Source organism: Carnobacterium sp. CP1 (assembly GCF_001483965.1).
GTDB lineage: Bacteria > Bacillota > Bacilli > Lactobacillales > Carnobacteriaceae > Carnobacterium_A > Carnobacterium_A antarcticum.
On record NZ_CP010796.1, the window covers coordinates 1180746 to 1201372 of the forward strand.

Below are 20627 nucleotides of genomic sequence, written 5' to 3' on the forward strand. Positions count from 1 at the left end.
TCTTTACTCTTTATACGCACCTTTGTAGTCATAAGGACTGCCAAAGTTATGTTGTACAATTCCTTTTAGATTATCTTTTTGCAGCACGGTTGTAGATTGTTGATAAACCGGTACAATACCCGCATCTTCTTCAATAAGAATCGTTTCTGCCTTAATCAAAGCTTCCCAACGAGCTTCTGGCTCATTCGCCAGGGTTGTTGAAGCTTCCTCCAATAAGCCATCATATTCTGAATTGCTGTAATTGGCATTTCCGCCACTTAAATGATTAGCTAAGAAAGTCATTGGATCTTGGTAATCAGGACCCCAGCGACCAAATGCTAAATCGTAATCAGAATTTCTTGTTAGTTGAATAGAGTTTTGCAACGGAACTGCTCGAATTGTTAAGTTTAAACCAGGTAGTGTGTCTTGTAATTGACTTTGCAAATATTCGGCAACTTTCTTATCTGCTTCTCCGTCACTTGTTAATAATTCAATTTTAATGGTTTCGCCTATCTCCTTTTGTGCTTCTTTCCAATAACTTAACGCTTGGTCTTTATCCGTTACCAGGAAATCTCCTGCTTCTTCGCGGAAATCTTCTCCCGTTTCTGGATTTTTAACAAAGCCATGCGGCACAAATCCATAAGTAGCTACCGAACCATCTTGTAACACGTTGTTTACCAATGCTTCCTTGTCTACTGCATACCCTACAGCTTTTCGGACATTCTCATTGGCAAAAATAGTATCTGAACCATTTCGTAATTGGTTCATTCTAAAATAAGAAACATAAGCATTCGGTGTTGAAAGGTATTCCGGATCATTTTTTCTTTGGTTTACGTATTCTCCCGAAATAACGGCTTGATCCAGTTCGCCTGCATCATATAGATTCAATGCTGTTCCAGTTTCTTTAATAACTTGGAAATCAATTTCATCTGCTTTAACATTTTCTGCATCCCAATAATCTTTATTTTTGACTAATGACCAACTTGACCCAGCATTTGACCAATCTGTCATTGTAAAAGGTCCGTTGTAAATCATATGATCGCTCGTTGAGGCATAAGCATCTCCTTCTGACTCAACATACTCTTCATTTTGCGGATAGAAAGGATTAAATGCTAAAAGAGATAAGAAATAAGTCGTTGGATTTTGTAATTTAACCTCTAAAGTATAGTCATCTACTGCTTTTACTCCAAGTTCATCAACGGACTTTTTGCCTAACGTAATTTCACTGCCGTTTAAAATAGTTCCATCTAGAAGAAAGGCGTAGTTGGCTGCTGTATCAGGATCCGCCAGTTTTTTCCAAGCATACACAAAATCATGTGCTGTCACTTTTGTGCCATTAGACCACTTAGAATCTTCTCGCATTTTAATCGTATAGGTTAAGCCATCTTCAGAAATGTCCGGCATGCCCGCTGCTAAAGCAGGAACTACATTGTCTTCTTCATCTAACCGATATAATCCTTCAAAAACTTGGCTTTGCGCGGTAAAGCCATCAGAATCTTGTGACAAAAGACTGTTCATGGAGCCGATTTCTTGGACAGCCATTAAACTAATTGTTTGTTCAGTCGAATTTTTTTGAGAACTAGATGCTGCTGTCCCATCTGTCTCTGCGTTTTCGCATGCCATTAATAAGCTGGTTAAAGCTACTAGTGTACTTCCGGCTATCTTTCTTTTGACTGTCATATTAAATCCTCCTCTTAAAATAATTTCATTCCTTTTTTATTAATTAACCAAATATTAGAATAAGGTTAAATTAAGGTTATAAAACAATGTAACACTATTGGAATGGCAATTCAATACTTTTAAATGTTTTGATATTTATGTACTTATTCTTATACTAAACTAATCATTAAAAAGAAGGACAAAAATGAACTAGAATAGTAACTTTCTAGTTTATTTTTGTCCTTTACTAATTGTTTCAATTCAATTTAACAATAAGCCATCCAAGTCCAACACTTTGATTAATTTATGTGTTTTTTGTTCGATCAGACCTTGTGCTTCTAATTCTGTAAACTTTCGACTGATTGTTTCTGGAGTAGTTCCTAGATAAGAAGCTAGGTCTTTTTTGCTCATAGGCAATTCGATAGTATCCGTTTGATTTTCACTATCGAAACATTCAGCTAAAAATAATGCGATGCGTGTCTCTACTTTTTCAGTGGCGAAGCGCATGGATTGTTTTTCCGATTGCGCCAGCCGCTTAGAAAATTCCGTTAGCACTTTTAAAGAAATCGTTGGATATTGTAACAATAAATTTTGAAAATCAGTACGTTTGATCCTACAAACACTAGTCTCTACCATGGCTTCGGCAAACGATACATAGGTGGTTTCAGTGAATAATGCCAATTCTCCTGTAAAATCTCCCGGCATTAAAATGCGAACTAACTGTTCTTTTCCGCTTTCTGATAAACGATAAACTCGGATTTTCCCCTTATTGACAATAAACAAAGAATCGGACTGTTCTCCGGCGTGGTAAACAGTTTCGCTTTTTTTATAGTTTATAGAATGGATGGTTTTTGTTATTTCGTTCATTTGTTCTTCTTCTAAGTGGTTAAAAATTGGAACCAAAGAAACGCACGATTTATGTGAATGTGAATGATGGTGCGGATTATGACCAGCACCGGTATCTTCTTTTCTCATTTTTTTCCCCTCCGGTAACCTAATATAACTCTATTTGCCAATTTTTCAAACTGTCTTCTGTCATTATAACTCTAAAGCTAGCTGCTTACAGCACTTCATTTACAAATTGAAAAAGATTCTAACGAAACAACGTCAGAATCTTTTTGCTGGCTATTAAGATACCTTGACAGACAAAACTGGATAACCTAGTTTTGTAATGGTTTCTTCAATTTTATCCGCTTTAATTTCGTTTTCATCAAATTCGGTTCTGACTTTGCTGGAATTGAACATCAATTTTGCAGATTCAACACCTGCTGTTTTGCTTAGAGTTGTTTCAATTTTTTTGATACAAGATGGACAAGTTAACGGTTCTAATTGATAAACGGCTTTACTCATGTTTGTTTCCTCCTATACTTTATTTGTATTTTTAAAGCTAGTAAATAAAAAGCAGGATGCAAATCGAGCTTTTCGCTTTATTGTTTCTGATTTGCTCTTGTTCTTATTTCTACTGTTAGTATACCGGCTGCTCTTCTAACAAACATTGATGCTGATCAAGTTTAGCCGATTATTTTTCAGTATGCAGGTTATATAGGATTATCGCTTTGTCAGTTCCTTATCAACCATTAGCGTTGATTTAATAGTTAAGGTTTCTCTTAAGATAATAACTTTAAGCTAGAGCTGGGCATCGTTCTATGCTAAGATAATAAACGAGCTAATTTTCTACTTTATATATAGAAAGAGGTTTAAAAAATGGCTGCTGCTTATTTTTCAAAGTTTTATAAAAAATCCAAACAAGAAAAAGTCCAAGCACTTTTAGAGGCACAAATCCTTACATCAGAGGATGAACAGTTTTTAAAAGAAACTCCTCTTTTATCTGACGGATTGGCTAATAGTATGGTAGAAAACCAATTGACACAATATGCTTTGCCCTTAGGTGTGGCGCTGAATTTAATAGTGGATGACAAAGAATATGCTGTCCCGATGGTTACTGAAGAACCTTCTGTAGTTGCTGCAGCCAGCTCTGCTGCCAAACTTATTGCTCAAGCAGGCGGATTTGAAACCTGCATAACAAAACGGCGGATGATCGGACAAGTGGCGTTAAAAGCAGTTCCAGATACAACACACGCTCAAAAACAATTAAAGCTACATAAAAAAGACATCCTTAACAAAGCTAATCAAGCTCATCCTTCTATCGTAAAACGTGGCGGCGGAGCAGACGATATCGCGATTCGTTTGATTGAAGCGACTGAAGAGTCTCCTGAATTCTTAGTCGTTCATGTTTATATCGATGTTCAAGAAGCAATGGGAGCTAATATCGTCAATACTATGATGGAGGCTATTGCTCCTTATTTAGAACTATTGACCGAAGGAAAGGTTTTAATGAGCATCCTTTCAAACTACGCTACAGAATGCTTAGCGACTGCTACTTGCAGAGTTCCGTTAAACTTATTAAAGCGTGGTGATTTGTCAGGTGAAGCAGTCCGCGATCGTTTAATCGAAGCTGCTCAATTTGCCTATGCTGATCCTTATCGAGCTGTAACCCACAACAAAGGGATCATGAACGGCATTGATGCGGTTGTTTTAGCAAGCGGCAATGACTGGCGGGCAATTGAAGCAAGTGCTCATGCCTATGCTGCTAAATCAGGACAATACCGGGCTCTTTCCACTTGGAAAAAAGCTGATAATGGAGATCTACTCGGCAGTTTGACCTTGCCCATGCCCATTGGTTTTGTTGGAGGATCAATCTCCATTCACCCCACTGCTCAATTCAGTCAGCGTTTACTAGGTGTTAAAAATGCTAAAGAATTAGAATCAGTGATTGTTTCCATTGGACTAGCACAAAATTTTTCAGCTCTTAAAGCTTTAGTAACGGAAGGCATCCAAAAAGGGCATATGGGACTGCACGCTAAGTCTTTGGCAATCAGTGCTGGAGCAACGGATCATTGGATTGAAGCAGTTGCCGATGAGTTAAAAAAAGCACCTCATATGAACTTGGAAACTGCTAAAGCTTTACTAGATAAAGCAAAAAACAACTTGTAATATATTAGACTATTATTCTTTAATGCATGAAGTAAAAAAATGATTTTAACACTAAGGAGATTAATTATGGAAGCTTGGATTCAAGGTATTATGGAACAATTTGGTTATATCGGGGTAGCATTTTTAATTATGATCGAGAATGTTTTTCCGCCGATTCCATCAGAAGTTATTTTAACCTTTGGCGGTTTTATGACGACAGGCACTAGTTTAAATATTCTGGGAATGATTATTGCTTCAACCATTGGTGCTGTGATCGGTGCTGTGATTCTTTATGGTATTGGGTTGTTGTTAGATGTTGCACGGTTAGAAAAAATCGTAGACCGTTGGGGTCATATCTTACGTTTAACTAGAAAGGATATTCATAAAGCCGATCGCTGGTTTGATAAGCATGGCGTATGGACTGTTTTCTTTTGCCGTTTCATTCCGCTGATCAGAAGTTTGATTTCAATCCCAGCCGGAATGTCCAATATGAACTTCGGACTATTTATTACTTTGACAACTATCGGTACATTGATTTGGAATACCATTTTGATTTATTTAGGCGCCGCTGTAGGTTCACAATGGGAAGTTATCGTCCATTATATGGACATCTATTCGCACATCGCTTACGCTGTGATTGCCATTGCTGCAATTGCTTTTATCATTTGGTTCTTCAAAAGAAAAAAAACTGAAAAAACCAACTAATACTAAATAAAACCCCTGTAAGTCATGAGAGATTCTCTGCTCTAACGACTTATAGGGGTTTTTGTTCTAGAGATTGCCGGATCGAATAATGGAAATCAAAAGCCACAATCCTAAAAAGCCAGCAGCTAAAAAGCCTGCTACTCCAATAATAGACAGCTGTGTACCTTTTGTGGCTATGACAACAAAAGCGGATGCAATGATTAAAGCAGAAACAATGAGAGCAAAAACTAAACGATTCACCATTTTATTGATACCTATCCATTTTTCGTCCATACCTGCCAAGTCGATTGTAAATTTGCTGCGTCCATTGATCAAGTCATCTAAAAAAGTCGATAGCTGACTTGGCAATTTAGCTGAATGACTAACAAATTGATACGTTCGCAACAATGCTTCTTCCGTATCTAATAAATCACGTGCACTAAACGTTCCGCTTGTTTTCAGGTAACTTTTTGTGATCTGTATCAAATTAGCTTCTGGCGATAAATCGGTAATGACTCCTTCTAAGATAGTCATTGATTTTACCAAGGTAATTAGATCACTGGGCATTGCCAAATTGTGCCTGCTGGTCATTTCGAACATATCGGTTAAGACACTGGCAATATGGATATTGCTCAAATTAGTCGAAAAATACGTATCAAACAGATAAGACAAATCTTCATATAATTCATTGCGATCCACTCGGCCTTTTTGAATGCCCATCTGCAAAATCAAATGAATCAATAAATTGATATCTTTTAAAACAATAGCTTTCAATAATTGGTTCAATACTTCTTTATTCGGTTTAGATAATTCTCCCATAATACCAAAATCAATGTAGTAAATCTTTCCTTCTTTGATAATCAAATTTCCTGGATGAGGATCTCCATGGAAAAAACCATCGTGAAAAACTTGAGATAGATAAGATAACAGTAATTTTTGGCCAATATCGTCCAAATCATATCCTGCATCAAGCAATGCTTCTGTATGTGTTACTTTCAATCCTTCGATATATTCTTGGACGATCACTCGTTTTGAACTAAGTTCTGTAAACACTGCGGGAGCACCAACACAGGCAATATCAGCGTTTAATTCTTTAAATTTAAGCATGTAATGTACTTCGTTGCGAAAATCTAATTCAACTTTAGTCGTTTCCCGAATCTCTTTAAATGCCGCAACTGGATCGACCACAATTTCTTTCAACATGTTTTCAGCTTTAGATACAATTCTAATGAATAAATCGATATCTCTTAAAAAGCTTTCTTCTATACTAGGCCGTTGAACTTTTAAAACCACTTCTTTCCCATTCAATAACCGACCGCGGTGAACCTGCGCAATTGAAGCACTAGCAATGGGTTTTCTTGCTACACTTTCAAAAACATCTTCTAATTCTTGGTTAAATTCTTCTCTAAAAATTCTTCGAACATCTTCAAATGGAAAGGGTGGAGCAGCATCTTGCAGTTTAGACAATTCATCAATGTATTCTTTCGGCAAGATATCTCTTCTTGTTGAAATGATTTGTCCTATTTTAATAAAACTGGGACCCAATTCTTCAAAAGCTTTACGTAAATTTTTCGGGTCCAACTCTTTTTTTTGAGTCCGAATTTTTGTATTGTAAATATGTCCAAAACCATAAGCCGTCAATACCCCAACAATTTCTCTAAATCGATCACGATCTCTCACAGATGCTCTCCACCTCCTGCTTTTTAAGTCTTATTATTATTTGTTGATCAGTTTATCAATCGTTTCGTTTAATTGATCAACCTTCTTCTCTAATTCTTCAATATCTTTTCGTTGTGCAACATTCATAGCCATCAATAATTCTTGCACATCTTCTCGACTCAATTCTTCCTCTGAGTTTTTCTCTTTTTTCTTCCGGACTAATTCTTGACTTAATAACTTCCCTTGATCAACTGTCAGCCTGCCTTTAACAACCAGTTTGTTAAGGGTGTCTTCCATTTTTTCATACGTTACAGATGCTCCGCCAATACCAGCTAAGATTATTTTTTTAAATTCATCCATTGTTTTTTTCCTCCTTGTATTTTTATCAACAGCTATCCTGTTTCGTGTCGTTAGCAGTTAGAAGATGGATTCTCTAGAGGTGTTGTTATTCTCATTAGTATACCATGAAACCGCTTCACTTGAGATATTTTTTCTTTTTTTACTTCTTCTCGTTAGACGATTTTTAGATAGAAAAAGAAGCAGTCTAAAACCTGCTTCTTTTTCTTATTGGAAGATTAAAATCAATTTGGTATATTGCTTAGTTAGCATCTGCATTCAAGACATATTCATAAGCTGTAATTTTACCTTGTGTGCGTTGGATCTCAAGTTCATTTTCAATGTAATTAATTGAATTCCCTAAATCTTCCGTACGCTTTGTCGTAAGGCGATCCAATTCTTTTTTTGATTCATTCAATAAACTTGTTACATCTGACTCAGTCATATAACTCATTATAAATTCCTCCTAAAAAGTAATTTTGCTACAAGTTAAGTATACCCTCCTTAAAATTAAATAACAATTAACTACACTTTTGTTCCTTTGTTCTTTTTACCGACTACCAACAATCGGCTTCATTACACTGACTCTTTAGATCAATGATTGTTTGCCTTATCTAACGTTTTGTTCTTATTACTTTAGTTAATATGCTTAATTAAGTCCCAACAAGCAGAACTATCAAGATTGTGGACTACATACATTTCATTTATTAACATCAATAATGTTCGAACCACAAAAAAACGCATAACAGCTTTATACTGTCATACGTTTTAAGGGTTCAGTGATTGTCTGATCCTTTTATTGCAGTTGAAGCTGGTCATTTGATACTATTTTCTGGACAGCTGCCTTATTGTCAACACTGTCTGCATTTCGTTCAATAAACAGACTCATTACCCTTGAACCTTCAATTTCATTAGCTGTAAAAACATAATTTTTATGCTTTATACTGATTTTTTCTCCTTTTTGCGGAATATTTCCATATTCAGTTATAAAGTATCCGGCAATAGAATCTACATTGTTTGATTTAATGTTGGTATCAAAAAATTCATTGAACTTGGAAAGAGGCGTTGATCCAGCTACTAAGTAACGATTTTCAGTTAACTGTTCGACTAATTGATGCGTTTCATCGTATTCGTCGTCAATATCGCCTACGATTTCTTCCAATAAATCTTCTAATGTTACGATTCCTACTGTTCCTCCATACTCATCATTTAAAATAGCAATCTGATTACGCGTATGTTTCATTTCATACAGCAAATCATTCATATAGATGGTTTCCGGAACAGATAATGGGGTATTCATAATTTCTCTAATATTAATTTCATCAAGGTTTGTTGTCCTAGAAGCTTGCAATAAGCTTTTTACGTGCAAGACACCGATAATGTTATCTTTGTCAGTTTCATACACAGGAACACGTGAATATCTGCAATCCAATAATAGTGGAATGTTTTTTTTATTTCCATCCTTATAGTCGATCATAAAAGTATCGGTTCGAGGTACCATGATCTCTTTGGCCATTTTCGTATCCATTGACATGACGCCTCTTAACATCGAGAATTCGTTAAGGTCGATGGCTCCTTCTTTTTGACTATTTTCTAAGTAAGCACGAAATTCATCACGAGTCATCTTCTCTTCTTCATTGTTAAAATCAATCGGAGTCATTCTTTTCAAAATGCTGGTTGAGAATGACAGTAGTTTCACGAAAGGCATAGCAAACGTTTGAACGAGTAATATAGGGCCCACAGTTAACTTTGCAATTTCTTCAGCTTTTTGCAAGGCTACTTGTTTTGGATACAATTCACCAAATACGAGCGTAATATAAGAAAGTGCGATGGTCACTATTACAACAGCAATTTGTTCCCCACCAGGAACATTCGTTAAAATCGGTTTTAAGCGAACAGCAAAACTAGTTGCTGCGGATGCACTTGAGAAGAATCCAGCTAACGTAATAGCTACTTGGATAGTGGCTAAAAAATTATCTGGGTTGCCTAATAATTTTAGAATGTTAAGCGATTTTTTATCTCCTTGTAAAGCAGTCTCCTTTATTTTGCGTTGATCTAATGAAACAAATGCCATTTCTGCTGCTGCAAAAAATGCATTAAGTGCGGTCAATATTACTATGATCAGAATCTGTACTGCTAACGACTGACTATCGGGGTCTGAGTCCATCTATCATTGTCTCCTTTTTCTTTTTTGTATTTTTTTGTAATTATACAATACTACCACAATTCAAATTAAAATTCTACTGGATTTCAGTAAATAATTTCCGTTCTGTTAAATCTAATACAAAACAGCTTTGTTGAAGGATTAATGGCCGTTTAAATTGACAAAAAATCTTTAATGGTATACTTTTAGAGAAGAGAAGCGCTTCTACGAAAAAAGGGTTGATTTGGTTCTCTATTGATTATTTGGAGGTTCTCGGCATGATCTCTGAAAGTAGTTGAAGTAGGTTTTTAGCAAACTGATTATTGAGAAATGCTTAAATGTAAGGGCTTGCTTTTTCTAGCTTTCCAATTTTGATAAAGCAACCTTTTATACATAAAAAAGGAACTAGCAGGAGGTGATCCCATAAAAGCTATCAATGGTTTATGTCATTATAAATGAACTTTTTAAATCATTATTTTAACAGACAACTAATAAAAAAGATGGGATGGGAAAAGCATGAAAAAATTTACTAAGCGTTCTTTAGTGTCACTCGTTTTGTCTGTAGGAGCTGTATTGCTGTTAGCAGGATGCGGCAGCAATAACGATTCCGCTACTGGAAAACCAGGCACCAATGCTGGTGATGGACCAGTTGAAATTGAATTTTGGAGTTTCTGGGGATCCGGCCCACGGAGCGAAGCAGTCAACAAAATTATTACTGATTTTAATGAAAAACAAGACGACATTGTGGTAAAACATGTTTATCAGCCTTGGGGGGACATTTGGACAAAATCTCTTGCTTCAGTAGCTGCAGGAAATCCGCCAGATGTAATCATTCAAGACATCAACTCTGTAAAACAACGTGCAGACGCAAATCAAGCCATCAATCTTCAACCATATATTGACAAAGAAGATGAAGAAATCGAATCGCGCTTTTATCCTCAGCTTTTAGATGCAGCCACCTATGAAGATGAAGTTTATGGTCTTCCTTTCAACACAGATACTCAGGTCCTATTTTATAATAAAGACTTATTTGAAAAAGCTGGTTTAGATCCAGAAACCCCTCCTGCAACTTGGGCTGACTTAGAAGAATATGCTTCAGCTCTAGAAGAAAAAGACGGCGACAAATGGAAAACTATCGGGTTTTATCCGCTTTGGAGTACTGGCGAGGATGTCTGGGCTATCAACGCTGATAATGGTACCAGCTGGTTTGATAGTAAAGATGAAGTAAAAATCAACACACCTAATAAAGTCGAATCGTTACAGTGGGTGTTAGATTGGCAAAATCATATCGGTAAAAGCACTGTAGAATCTTATGAAGCTGAATTTGGAGCTGGTATAGCCGATCCATTTGTTTCGGAACTTGTGGCTATGAGAGGTCAGAATATCAATTACTTTGTTGAACTGCAGCAATTGGACCAAGACGTCAATTTTGGCGTTGCTCTTTTACCAGAAAAAACAGAAGGATCTGGTCACTATAGTTGGGGTGGAGGCTTTACAGCCGAGATTCCTTACGGTGCTAAAAACCCAGATGCTTCATGGGAATTCATTAAATATTTAACTAGTGATGATGTTCAAGAATACTGGGGCTCACAAGGTTTTGATATTATGGCTAACCAGTCTGCTAATGAAAGCTTAGCAAAAAGTTCTGAACTTGACGAGAATGGACAAATGATTTATGAAATAGCTAATGAGGCTCTTGAAACAACTGTCATCACGCCTGTCCCCCTTTCTGCACCTGACTATTTACCTTTAGTCAATACAGAAATCGATGCGGCTATGTTAGGAAACAAATCAGCCAAAGAAGCTTTGGATGATGCACAAAAATCTGTAGAAAATCTTGTTGAACAAAACAACTAGTTCTTCCACTGTATAAACAAACTTGCAAAAAAAGCTATGGCAGCAAACTTGAAAGGTAGCTTAATTAAAAAGTTGCCTTTCAAGCTTGTCCTAGCTTTTATTTTTTTACTAAACATACTTAGCTCTTAGCGTTTCAAACGTCGCTTTCAAAAAAAAGAAATGTGGTGAATTCGATGCTATCTCGAAAACAAAATAAGAATAAAACAAAATGGACTAAATTAAAACGACAAGAAGCTTTATGGGGACTTCTTTTTGTTTCTCCTTTTATTATTGGTTTTGTTGCCTTTTTAATGGGACCGATGCTTTTTTCTTTATATGGAAGTTTTACAAACTACAACCTAACTTCTAAGATGGATTTGATTGGGTTCAACAATTATAAAAGAATGTTTACACAAGATGGTTTGTTCTGGAAATCCCTTTACAATACTCTTTATTACGTTGTGTTCAGTGTCCCTCTAAATGCAGTTGGAGCGGTTTTAATGGCCGTATTATTGAATCAAAAAATGCGGGGAATAAAATTTTTTAGAACTATTTTTTATATGCCCGCTATTCTATCAGGAGTTGCTGTTTATGTATTATGGATGCAATTGCTGGCCCCTTCCACCGGATTGATCAATACTGTTTTAAGTTACATTGGTATTACAGGACCTGCCTGGCTGTTTGATCCCCAATGGACAAAACCAGCACTTATTATTATGAGCTTGTGGAGCGTAGGCGGTTCAATGCTGCTTTTCTTAGCTACATTGCAGAACGTCCCCACGCAACTTTATGAATCTGCAGAATTAGATGGAGCGAATACTTTCAAACGCTTTTGGCATATCACACTGCCGATGATCACCCCGATTATTTTTTATAACGTGGTCACATCGATCATCGGATCTTTTCAAATTTTCCAAGAGGCTTACATTATGACCGATAGTGGAACAGGCGGACCTGCCAACTCTCTGCTTTTCTATAATTTGCATATGTGGAATAAAGCCTTTGTAGCTTTTGATATGGGCTACGCTATGGCGATGTCTTGGGGATTATTCTTCATTGTCTTTATTTTAACACTCATCAACCTTAAACTTGCGCCTCTCTGGGTACGGTATGAAGGAGGGAATAGTTAATGGAAAAAACTGTTGCAGCAACGGAAGCCAAAATAACTGTAAAAAAGAATCATTTTAAAAGTAAGAAAAAATCAGAAAGAACATTAAAGATAATTATTTTTATCTTATTGATTACTGTGAGCATCGTTTTGATGTCTCCTATTGTTTGGATGATTTCAACTTCATTGAAGCCGATGTCGGAAATAGTCCGTATTCCTCCAACACTGTTTCCTAAAGAAATTCATTGGGAAAACTATGTTGAAACCATTAAAACTTTCCCGTTCTTCCGTTATGCTTTGAATACTTTATTTATCACTTTCTTTGTTGTTATTGGAAATGTGTTATCTAATTCTTTTATTGCTTATGGTTTTGCAAAAATCAGTTTTCCTGGGCGCAATCTCTTGTTTTCACTTGTCTTAACAACTATGATGATTCCAGGATTTGTTACCATGATTCCGCAATACGTCTTATTTTCAAAAATCGGCTGGGTCGGAACGTATTTGCCGTTAATCGTACCCTCGTTTTTTGGAAATGCCTTTAGTATTTTTATTATGCGGCAATTTTATATGTCCATCAGCAACGAATTAGTTGAAGCAGCTAAAATAGATGGAGCGAATCACATTTATATTTGGAGCCGTCTGATGATTCCTTTAACAAAGCCTGCAATCATTACGATTGCTATTGGTGCTTTTAACGGAGCATGGAATGACTTTCTAGGGCCTTTGCTTTATATTCATGAGGAATCAATGTACACACTTCAAATTGGATTGAAGACTTTCCAAAGTCAAGCTACTGCGCAATGGAATTATTTGATGGCTGGTGCAACCTTAGTCTTGCTGCCTACTGTCTTGCTCTTCTTCTTTGCACAACGTTACTTTATCGAAGGTATGGATTTAACGGCTGGTTCTAAAGGGTAGATGACAAATTTACCTTTAGTTCCAGAGTTTTCGTTAGGAGGTTCAAATTATGGAAAAAAAGAAATTCTCAGAAGCCATTATTGTCGGTACTGAATGGGCAGCCCGATTAGCTACATTGAACCTTGTTTTTATCTTATTTTCAATTCCGCTGATCACATTGATTCCCTCGTTGGTGGCTTTATTCGAAGTCATTCGGAGTTGGGAAAAAGGGAATAAAAAAATCCCGATTTTCAAAACATTTTTTTACGAATTTCGAAAAAGCTTTTGGCATAGTTATAAAGTAGGATTGCCTTTACTTCTTATCAGTGTCGTCTTGATCGTAGATATCTATTACACGGCAGGACAAACATCTGATGGATTACTTATCCTGCGCTATGCCATTTACACTTTGACCCTTTTATTTAGTATTATGGTTCTTTACAGTTTCCCTATTTTTGTTCAATACAAATTGCCGATTTACAAAGTTTATTTTTTAGCACTGACTATTGGTCTCACGCAGCCTTTCGTGACCTTGTCTATGCTGCTTACTGTAGCAGTTGTTATTGGCGTAAATGTATTTTGGCCGGCATTAAGTTTTTTCTTTTCGGTCAGCGTCATTGCTATGGTCGCCTTTAAAATGGCCTCCCACTCTTTGCAAAAATACGATACAACTGAACCAGTCCCTTCAGAATAAGAATTAAGGACTCTTTTTAAAGAGTTGCTTTGCGGCCGTTCTAATAGAAAACGTGCTCTGCCTATTGCAATAACAATAGGCAATGCACGTTTTTTTTACATTCAAATTTGAGGTCGGCTTAGAGCGTGACTCTATTCCTTTTTTTCAGCTTCTTCAGCATCCAGCTTCAGACACCAAATGGCTATAACAACGGTTAACGCCATTACAGTATCTTCTTCATGATCCACATCTAAGACAAAAACATCTCCAATAGAAAGGAATTTTTTCTTGAACGTAGCAATGGTGCCAAAACCTTTTTTAATATGGAAGTCATCTTTTTCTACATGTCCGGTGATTTTCCAATCTAATTTTTCAATCGTGTAATCCGAACCAATCAAGTTTTTATCTTTTTTAAGCACCGCTACCTTTTTATCCATTTGGTAAACCGTATATTTAGGTGAAAACCCCATTTTATTTTCCTCAATAGAAGCTACTTCTTTGCCTTCCTGATCTTGAATATGGACTTTATTTCCAATCGAAAGCAACTCGCTTTTAACCTCGTAAACAACGTTATCCTGCTCGTCTCGAACAATCAAAGTATCGCGCCATGAAAAACGTTTTTCCTTAATAAATAGTTTCATCATTACACCAGCTTTCTTTTAGTTATCCTCTATCGTCCCCCCATTATAAAGCTATAAGATATTGTTTGCCACTTTAAGCTCACTACTAAAAGGTTTTGATTGTCTATCGGTTAGACGTTAGACTTTTAACTTTTTTTCAAAGATGAGCATATCGATAGCTGGAATACCATCTTCCACGATTGGTTCTGGATAATGAAGAAAGAAATCTTTTTTTATACTATTTATTCTGAATCCTGCTTTTTGATAAAAAACGATAGCTGAGATGCTAGAGTTAGCCGTACCAACGACCATCGTGTTAAACCCTTTTGCAGCATAATGGCTTTCTGCAAGTGCTAGTGTCTGCTTTCCGATGCCTTGTTCTTGATAACGTGGTTCGATAGCGATGTTTTTTATTTCGACCGTTTGCGGATCGGAAAAGGTAAACAAGATGACTCCAATTGTTTTTTTTTCTATTTGGATCAAATACGCTTCGCCCTTATTAAGGTAGCGATCAACCATCGCTTCGCTTTCATCAGCCAGTAAGAAAAGCTCTAGATACTGCGTGCGCTCCTTGACCGCTAGTTTTTCGAAAACCACCTTTTGGTTCATCTCCAACATCCTCTCATTTCTCAGTCGTTTTTAACTGCTTCATTGTTTTCAGCAGTTGTTCGATAAACCTCGTTTGTGCATAACGTTCAGCTAAGACATTCAATAAGGTTGTTTTACAAGAGCCGTTTCGCCCTATGATTTCAATTCGACCATTTTCATAAACATACTATTCAGGGATAGCAAAAAGCTGGTTTTTCACAATTGTGTACTTCAATTAACACAAAAAAACCTCCTTCAACTCTGAAGAAGATCGTTTCTTGGGCTATTCTTAATAAACCTAACCGCATTAGGATAAGGTTTAGGCAACTACAGCTCATTGAAATCAATCCACTTTCAGATGTTTTTATTCATACCAAATAAAGCCAGATCAGCTTTTCTTTTGTTATTTGGTCGTTAAAATTTTCTGCTTTAAAGTGAATTACTTCACAGCTTCCTTACCTATGCTTTCCTAAATTCTAAACTCAAATTTAGTATAGTTGCTCTTCTCCTATTAATCAAGTAATGGGACCATATGGAAAAAGAAGGATACTATCGATTTTTTTAAATAGGTAGGGATTTAAACTCTTTATTATATTCAAAAGAAGTTTGCCTACCTTATTGATAGAAATTCCAAAGACTTAAGGTGCTTAAAAGAAGTTTGCCTACCTTATCGGTAGAAATTCAAAAGACTTAAGGTACTTAAAAGGAATTTGCCTACCTTATTGATAGAAATTTCAAAGACTTAAGGTACTTAAAAGGGTTGGGATGCTTATCCATTATGCTATTGCCTAGATAGGCAACCCTTAATCTTATGTTTTAATTTTTTTTCATAGATTTTTTTATTTCTATTATTTTACGATCATTTTGTGCTACTATAAATAAGGCGAAATTAACAGACGTTTTAGCATTCATTCCATTGTCTGTTCTACATAAGTTATTCGCAAATTTATAAATATGAAAAGGTGAAGAGTATGTGGTTTGTTTTTACATTGATCTCTATTTTCTCTTGGGGAGCAGCAGATTTATTTTATAAGAAAGGAACAAATCCAAAAGACCCTTACAGCCATTTAAGAATTGTGATGATGGTCGGTCTAGTTATGGGTATTCATGCCTTTTGGACGATTTTATTTACCGATATTTCTTATGATCCCATGAATATCATTCGTTACTTACCGGTTTCCAGCATGTACATCCTTTCGATGACGATTGGATATATTGGATTGCGTTATATCGAACTATCCGTTTCATCCCCTGTGATGAACTCATCCGGAGCTATTGCCTCTTTGCTGACATTCATTTTTCTAGGGCAAGTCATGACCGGTCTGCAGTTTTTTGCTGTTGCTCTTATTTCAGTGGGTATCTTGTTGTTGTCCATCTTTGAAAAAAGAGAAGCTGATTTGGACAGAATGAGACACAAAGAAAAAATTGATCGAAAATATCAAATTGGTGCACTTGCCATTATTTTACCCATCTTATATGCCATTATCGACGGTGTTGGGACTTTTGCTGATGCTTTTATCTTAGATAAAGTTATGAGTGAAAACCAAGCCAACACTTCTTATGAGCTTACATTTCTGATTTGTGCTATTTTAGCTGGTATTTACCTGATTGGTATAAAAAAACAATCGTTTAATCTTTTTGAAGAAAGAACAAAAGGCTATGCAGCCTTGTTTGAAACGTTCGGACAATTTTTCTACGTCTATGCTATCGCGGGCAATGCTATTATTGTCACACCCCTGATTTCTTGTTACAGTATCGTTTCAGTCATTCTTTCCCGCATTTTCTTAAAAGAAAAATTAACCAGAAGCCAATACTTAGTTATTGCAGGTATTATGGTCGGGATCTTCATCTTAGGTTTTGAATAAATAAAAGCGGTCTGCTCTTCTCAATGAGAAAAGCAGACCGCTTGTTTTTTTATGCTGTTAACGTTTCTTCGTTCTCTGTTGTCTCAACATTTTTCTTTTGAGAAACGGTCATAAACAGCAACAATAAACCGCTGAATACTACAAATACACTCAGTAAAATCAAGATACTTTGCATGTATAAGTTTTGACCCATTCCTCCAGTGATGGCTTGTCTGAAACCATAAATAGAGTAAGACATCGGCAAGAAAGGATGAATCGCGTTAAAGAAGCTATTTGTCAACGGCATCGGGAATGTTCCACCCGAACCGCCCAGTTGAACAATCAATAATAACATGGCGATAAAGCGTCCAACGTTATCTAATGTGATGGTCAGGAATAAGACGATCGACATGAACGCTAATCCTGCTAACACAGCCATTACAAAAAATTGCCCTACTGCTTGTACTTGTAAACCAAGCAGCAATAGAATGCCACCTTCGATCAAAGCCATTAAGACAGCGACTGGCAGTGCAACTGACATTTTACTAGCCCACCATGCCAATCCAGATTTACCAGCGACGGCTTTTTTACGAACAGGGTAAATCGTATTAAACACCACTGCGCCGACATACAAGGCCATTGACATAATGTAAGGAGCCAGCGCTGCACCATAATTTGGTACATGACTGTATTCTTTGTGTGTTAATTTAGTCGGGTCTGAGAACATCGTAAAATTAGCATCTGTTGGATTGATGTCATTCACTGTTTCTGCCCCGTCTAGTAAACTAGTGGCTAAGGTGTGGGTGCCATCTTTCAATGTATCCAATCCTTCACCTAAGGTTTCTGATCCATCGGCTAATTGAGTAGAACCATCATTGATTTGGTCTGCTCCATTTGCTAATTGACCGGCCCCGCTAAGCAAGGCTCCAGAATTTTGAGTTAATTGATTGGTTCCTTGCGCCAATTGAGCCGAACCAGCATTTAATTGGTTGACTCCATCAATCAGTGTTGGCAATTTACCAGCTATTTGGTTGATGCCGCCGCTTAATTCTGTTGCTCCTGAATTTAGAGCTCCAGAGTTGGCTATTAACTGATCCGCACCATTTTGCAATGTGCTGACGCCATTTGTGTATTCAGTAATTCCTGATACTAAGCCATTGTCGCCTTGCAATCCGCTTTGAAGGGTTGCTAGGCCTTGATTCAATTCAGACATCCCTTGAATGACGCCTTTATTAGATCCTTCACCAGTTTGGTTTAAAGCCGTCTGAACAGCTGTTAATCCGCCACGCAATTCTGTAATAGCTTGAGCTGCGCCAGGTAAAGCAACATTTGAGCTTTCAGCTAATTCATTGACCGAAGCCATTAACGTAGGCAATTCTTCAGTCAATTTCTTTAGACTTGTCATTTGATTTGCTAGTTCGGTAGCCGCCGCTCCTGCATTGGTAGCTTTTTCTCCGACTGCAGCAACACTCTCTCCAGTTGTTGCTGCTTGTTTCCCTACAGCTGACACATGTTCAGCTGCTGCTGCTGTTTTTTCACCGATACTTTCAAGTGAAGCAGCAGTAGCTGTTCCTTGTGCCTGCAGTTCTTCTTGTAAAGCTCCCAACAATTCTGCTTGTTGAGTTTCGTCTAAGCTTTGAAACGCTGCAGTACTTTGAATGGTACTAAGTGTACTGGCTGCATCCGTTTGAGCTTTTTCTCCTAGTGCTGCTGTATCTGTTCCAATGCCTGCCAGATTGGCGCCGGCAGTCGTTAAATTATCTTTCATACCTGTTAGGTTTGTACCAGCTGTTGTCAAATCAGCTTTCATACCTTCCAAATTTGCACCGACATTGGTTAACGATCCAGTAATCGATTCGGTATCTATTGAACTTTCTTCTCCATTTAGAGCAGCATTTAATTCTTGAATACCGGCATTGATCTGCGGCAAACCAGCAGTCAAAGCATCTAAATTATCTTGGTTCTCATCAGACATACTGCTTCCGATTTGTGTTGATAGTTGATTCAAGCCGGCCAACAATTGGTCGCTGCCTGCTTTGACTTGACCTACTCCACCGCTGAGACTAGCAACGCCATTTTGGAGTTTAGCGTTGTTAGCCGTTAGTTGGCTTGCTCCAGCGTCTAGCTGACTGACACCTGCTGTATAAGCCGTTAAACCACCTGCCAAATCAGATGCGCCGTTATTCAATTGAGTAACGCCGTCTTTTAATGGTCCGACATTAGAAGCTAGTTGTCCGGTCCCTTCATTCAATTGGGCAGCTCCTGTACTAAGTTGGGCTACACCATCTGTGTATTGTTCTAAACCGACTTCTAACGTTTCAGCTCCTTCACTGAAGGTCAGTGTACTTGACGCTAATTTTTTTAAGTTTTCAGTAATTTCTCCATTACCTGTACTTAATTTATCTGCCCCTTCGTCTAGTTCACTAGAACCATCAGCAGCTTCTGAAAACCCTTCACCGATCGTTCCGATTTGGTCAAATACAGCTTCAGTATAAGCCTTGGTCACATTGGCTGAAACTTCAGTTTGAATCTCTTTAACAGCCGATTTACTGATAACTTCACCGATGAAGTTCAATGAGCCGTTTGTTTCATAAGTAATGTTCATCTTTTCAGGTTTGGTGTCCATCAATGTAGCAGCATTTTTAGAGAAATCCTTGGGCAATGTCATTACCATATAGTAATCACGATCTGCCAAGCCCTTTTGTGCTTCGCTTTCTGAAACAAAATGCCAATCTAATGCGTCATTGTTTTTTAAATTATCCACCATTTCATGACCGACATCCAATTCTTTGCCTTCGTAGTCGACCGCTTCATCCAAATTCACAACTGCTACTGACAATTTGTCCGTATTGCCATAAGGGTCCCAGTTCGATTTCAAGAAGAAACCGGCATATAAGATGGGGATAAATAAAATCACCAAACAAGAAATCAGCAACATTTTGTTGCTGGTTATTTTTTTCCATTCGCTTTTTATCATTTCTATCAAAACCATTCAACGCCTTTCTTAACGTGTGTTAACTTTCAATCACTTCGTTCCAATTTATTACTGGAATTTCTCGACGTCCGAGAGACTCGTAAATCAAATGCGCCACTGTTTGTTGACGAAGAAGATTTGTGTACTGCTCATCAGCTTGTCTAAAAACTTCTGTCAGCACTTTTTCTCCTTGGTTTGCTGTTGGCCCCATATCTGAAAAAACCTGGTTGATCATGCCTGTATTGGGGTACGTCACAATCGGTCCTTCCAGCGCTTCAACGACTTCTAACAAGTTTACTTCTTCCGGCTTCTTCGCAAGCAGAAAGCCTCCATTGCTGCCAGAAACAGATGTTACTAGTCCATTCACAACTAATTTCCGAATAATTTTTTTTACATAAGAAGGCGATGCTCCTTCTAGTCTTTGGTTAATAATATGTGAAGCAATTGGAAATTTTTTGTCTTGAGTCGCCAACAAAGTGATGATACAAACTGCTTGTTCCAATCCCTTAGTCAAATTCACACTCTCGCCCCTTTTCATTTTCACTTCATATTCAAATACATTCAATATCCATTATGGACTTTCAATGTCTATGATTGAATTTACTCCTTTTCAGAAAAGAAATCAAGAAAAAAAAAGAAACATTAAAAAAACTT

Annotated in this window: 18 protein-coding genes; 7 read left to right on the forward strand and 11 right to left on the reverse strand. The window is 37.2% G+C overall.

The window, feature by feature from the left end; translation table 11 throughout:
• Positions 1-3: 3 nt before the first annotated feature.
• The 3 genes from NY10_RS05590 to NY10_RS05600 all read right to left on the reverse strand — a co-directional run bounded on the left by NY10_RS05590 (position 4) and on the right by NY10_RS05600 (position 2988).
• Positions 4-1659, reverse strand: coding sequence for a peptide ABC transporter substrate-binding protein (locus NY10_RS05590; RefSeq protein ID WP_058919039.1), 1656 nt, complete (start codon positions 1657-1659; stop codon positions 4-6).
• A gap of 240 nt (positions 1660-1899) precedes the next feature.
• Complete coding sequence (locus NY10_RS05595) at positions 1900-2613, reverse strand: Crp/Fnr family transcriptional regulator (protein ID WP_058919040.1); 714 nt, start codon at positions 2611-2613, stop codon at positions 1900-1902.
• Between the two features lie 153 nt (positions 2614-2766).
• Positions 2767-2988: a heavy-metal-associated domain-containing protein gene (locus NY10_RS05600; protein WP_058919041.1), complete on the reverse strand. Its 222-nt coding sequence runs from the start codon at positions 2986-2988 to the stop codon at positions 2767-2769.
• A 354-nt stretch (positions 2989-3342) separates the two neighbouring features.
• Here NY10_RS05600 and NY10_RS05605 point away from each other — a divergent pair, with 354 nt between their 5' ends.
• The gene (locus NY10_RS05605; RefSeq protein ID WP_058919042.1) at positions 3343-4632 is read left to right on the forward strand and encodes a hydroxymethylglutaryl-CoA reductase, degradative; all 1290 of its coding nucleotides are present in this window, start codon (positions 3343-3345) and stop codon (positions 4630-4632) included.
• 66 nt (positions 4633-4698) lie between these two features.
• Positions 4699-5316 (forward strand): DedA family protein, encoded by a 618-nt coding sequence (locus NY10_RS05610; RefSeq protein ID WP_058919043.1) that lies wholly within the window; start codon positions 4699-4701, stop codon positions 5314-5316.
• Positions 5317-5382: 66 nt separating this feature from the next.
• On the opposite strand, the gene NY10_RS05615 is transcribed toward NY10_RS05610, so the two are convergent.
• The 4 genes from NY10_RS05615 to NY10_RS05630 form a co-directional block, all read right to left on the reverse strand.
• Complete coding sequence (locus tag NY10_RS05615) at positions 5383-6975, reverse strand: ABC1 kinase family protein (RefSeq protein ID WP_058919044.1); 1593 nt, start codon at positions 6973-6975, stop codon at positions 5383-5385.
• A 36-nt stretch (positions 6976-7011) separates the two neighbouring features.
• Entirely contained in the window at positions 7012-7314 is a 303-nt protein-coding gene (locus NY10_RS05620; protein WP_058919045.1) for a phasin family protein, read from the reverse strand.
• 238 nt (positions 7315-7552) lie between these two features.
• Entirely contained in the window at positions 7553-7735 is a 183-nt protein-coding gene (locus NY10_RS05625; protein WP_058920256.1) for a hypothetical protein, read from the reverse strand.
• A 351-nt stretch (positions 7736-8086) separates the two neighbouring features.
• The gene (locus NY10_RS05630) at positions 8087-9457 is read right to left on the reverse strand and encodes a hemolysin family protein (RefSeq protein ID WP_058919046.1); all 1371 of its coding nucleotides are present in this window, start codon (positions 9455-9457) and stop codon (positions 8087-8089) included.
• 492 nt (positions 9458-9949) lie between these two features.
• On the opposite strand from NY10_RS05630, the gene NY10_RS05635 reads away from it, so the two are divergent.
• From NY10_RS05635 to NY10_RS05650, 4 genes are all read left to right on the forward strand, one after another.
• Entirely contained in the window at positions 9950-11290 is a 1341-nt protein-coding gene (locus NY10_RS05635; protein WP_058919047.1) for an ABC transporter substrate-binding protein, read from the forward strand.
• Between the two features lie 173 nt (positions 11291-11463).
• Entirely contained in the window at positions 11464-12399 is a 936-nt protein-coding gene (locus NY10_RS05640; RefSeq protein WP_058919048.1) for a carbohydrate ABC transporter permease, read from the forward strand.
• A gap of 131 nt (positions 12400-12530) precedes the next feature.
• A complete protein-coding gene (locus NY10_RS05645; protein WP_376821397.1) occupies positions 12531-13295 on the forward strand; it encodes a carbohydrate ABC transporter permease in 765 nt (254 codons plus the stop codon).
• A gap of 49 nt (positions 13296-13344) precedes the next feature.
• Entirely contained in the window at positions 13345-13968 is a 624-nt protein-coding gene (locus tag NY10_RS05650) for a YesL family protein (RefSeq protein ID WP_058919050.1), read from the forward strand.
• Positions 13969-14099: 131 nt separating this feature from the next.
• Here NY10_RS05650 and NY10_RS05655 read toward each other — a convergent pair whose 3' ends face one another.
• Positions 14100-14591 (reverse strand): LURP-one-related/scramblase family protein, encoded by a 492-nt coding sequence (locus NY10_RS05655; RefSeq protein WP_231726774.1) that lies wholly within the window; start codon positions 14589-14591, stop codon positions 14100-14102.
• A 114-nt stretch (positions 14592-14705) separates the two neighbouring features.
• On the reverse strand, positions 14706-15176 hold the full coding sequence (locus tag NY10_RS05660; protein ID WP_058919051.1) for a GNAT family N-acetyltransferase: 471 nt from the start codon (positions 15174-15176) through the stop codon (positions 14706-14708).
• A gap of 950 nt (positions 15177-16126) precedes the next feature.
• On the opposite strand from NY10_RS05660, the gene NY10_RS05665 reads away from it, so the two are divergent.
• The gene (locus tag NY10_RS05665; RefSeq protein WP_058919052.1) at positions 16127-17020 is read left to right on the forward strand and encodes a DMT family transporter; all 894 of its coding nucleotides are present in this window, start codon (positions 16127-16129) and stop codon (positions 17018-17020) included.
• A gap of 49 nt (positions 17021-17069) precedes the next feature.
• On the opposite strand, the gene NY10_RS05670 is transcribed toward NY10_RS05665, so the two are convergent.
• Positions 17070-19991: a YhgE/Pip domain-containing protein gene (locus NY10_RS05670; protein ID WP_058919053.1), complete on the reverse strand. Its 2922-nt coding sequence runs from the start codon at positions 19989-19991 to the stop codon at positions 17070-17072.
• A 22-nt stretch (positions 19992-20013) separates the two neighbouring features.
• Positions 20014-20493: an Rrf2 family transcriptional regulator gene (locus NY10_RS05675; RefSeq protein ID WP_058919054.1), complete on the reverse strand. Its 480-nt coding sequence runs from the start codon at positions 20491-20493 to the stop codon at positions 20014-20016.
• Positions 20494-20627: the final 134 nt, after the last annotated feature.